The 1893-nt window shown below is 63.0% G+C and carries 2 protein-coding genes; both read right to left on the bottom strand.

The features are described from left to right. Positions 1 to 82 precede the first annotated feature (82 nt). Positions 83 to 685, bottom strand: a complete 603-nt coding sequence (locus EP237_RS22775; RefSeq protein WP_127563096.1) for a lysozyme inhibitor LprI family protein — start codon at positions 683 to 685, stop codon at positions 83 to 85. An 80-nt stretch (positions 686 to 765) separates the two neighbouring features. Continuing rightward, on the bottom strand, positions 766 to 1614 hold the full coding sequence (locus EP237_RS22780; protein WP_127563097.1) for a lytic transglycosylase domain-containing protein: 849 nt from the start codon (positions 1612 to 1614) through the stop codon (positions 766 to 768). Between the last annotated feature and the right edge of the window lie 279 nt (positions 1615 to 1893).

Raw genomic sequence — 1893 nt, forward strand, 5'->3', positions numbered from 1 at the left:
CGGCAACCGAGGCGACCATCGTCGACTGACGCTGTCCTCTATAGAGACTGAAAGCGCCGCCCCATACGGGCGGCGTTTTTCGTCAGTTCGCACCGTAGCGCAGCTGCAATTCCTGAATCCGGTCGGAATAGGCGGCGTAAAGGCAAGGGTAGTCCGAATGGCAGGCATTGCGCCCGCTCAGCCAGCTTTGCTGCTCTGACACGATGCCTGGATAGTGACGCACCTGGGTATAGAGTTCGGCCATATAGAGATCCATCTGCCCAAGATCGGGATAGGAACAGATTGTCTGCTCCGCCGCATTAAGGGACCCTTCGGAACACCAGCCGGGATAGTTGGCTGGCTGCTGCGGTGCGGGCTGTTGCGGGTACTTGCCGCCCCCGGCCCCGCCTCCTCCGGCCATCCCCCGAAGAACTGCGATCCGGTAGTCATAGGCCGCGCGGATGCAGGCGACATCCCAGCCACAGGCGTTGCGCTCTGCCAGCCAGGCCTGCTGCGCCGACGGAACGCCCTGGATGTGGCGCACGGCGGCGTAAGCCTGTTCCAGCTCCTGATCGCGCCAGCGGAGATCGGGAGTGGAGCAGATCGTATGCTCGGTGGCGTTCAGTGACCCATTGGAACACCAGGATTGCGCCATGGCGGCGGGGGCGATGAGGAGGAAGAGTAGAAAAACGGCGGCGCGGACCATGTGGCGGCTCCTTGAAATGGCTGGCAATGGCTGGACCCAATGCGCACCACTATAGTGGATCACGCGCGAATTGGCATCCGTTAGCCGTTTGACGCCACCATCGTGCGAAACACGCAGCCGTCTGTGACAAGTTCCGGCGGGGTCACGCAGAGCGCCCGCGCCAGGATCCAGGTGGCCATGACGCGCGGAACATAGTCGCGGGTTTCGCGGTAATCCGGCACTCCGTTGGCGCCGCGCACCGCCCCTTCGCCCGCATTGTACCCTGCCAGGACCAAGACCGGGTCGCGGTCGAACTCACCCATCAGCCAGTCCAGATAGGCGACGCCGCCCGCGATATTCTGATCCGTGTCGAACACATCCGTCACCCCGAACCGTTCGGCCGTCGCGGGGATCAGCTGCATCAGGCCCCGCGCGCCCGCGCTGCTTTCGGCAACCGTATCACCGCGCGACTCCACCGCCATCACCGCCAGCACCAGGGCCGGCGACACGCTGGTGCCGATGGTTTCCTGAAGGATGCGGGCTCCATGCGCCTCGGCCATGGCCAGTAATGTCTCAGCCCGGGCAATCGGCAGGCTGCCAGCCTCGGGCGCGGTGGAGAGCAGTTGCATCACCGCCTGATAGCGCCCGGCGCTGAAATCACGTCCTGCGGGAATCTCCTGCCAGAACCAGTCTGTCTCGCCCGGCGGGTCCTGCTGCGGCGCGGGCATGACCGAGACCGTCTCTGCCGGATCCTCCGACGGGCGATCCCCGATCTGGATATTGATCCGGGGGCCCGTCTGTCCGGGTGTGGGGGCCGTGATCCGACGAAAGGTGAACTCCGGAAACGGCGGAGGCGCGGCCTGATCTGCGGCCTCCTGCGCCCGCGCGTCCTGCCCCGGCAGCAAGCAAGCCGCAAGACCGGCCCCCAGAATCACCTTGCGAATACCCATGTCACCGCCTGCCTGACCGCTCGTTCTTCTTCACGACATCATGCCCGACTTCCTATCCGAAAGAAAGACGAGCCCCCCAGTCTTCACCAAATACCGCAGGACCGCGATCGGAGTGAATACAGGCAAGCCGTCCATTGCTTTAATTCAGCTTTATTAAAATCCCGATAATTTCTTTCCATCGCCCAATTCACGCCCCGATTGAACGAGATATTGTGCTCATCCCGAAAGGCAGAGACCCGAGGGCAACACTTGAGAAACCTGGAGCAAGACAATGATCAA

The organism is Nioella ostreopsis (assembly GCF_004000255.1).
GTDB classification, from domain to species: Bacteria; Pseudomonadota; Alphaproteobacteria; order Rhodobacterales; family Rhodobacteraceae; genus Nioella; species Nioella ostreopsis.

Excerpts from the sequence above, each read along its gene's own strand:
- EP237_RS22775 (WP_127563096.1), bottom strand. The coding sequence starts at position 685 with ATGGTCCGCGCCGCCGTTTTTCTACTCTTCCTCCTCATCGCCCCCGCC.
- EP237_RS22780 (WP_127563097.1), bottom strand. The coding sequence starts at position 1,614 with ATGGGTATTCGCAAGGTGATTCTGGGGGCCGGTCTTGCGGCTTGCTTG.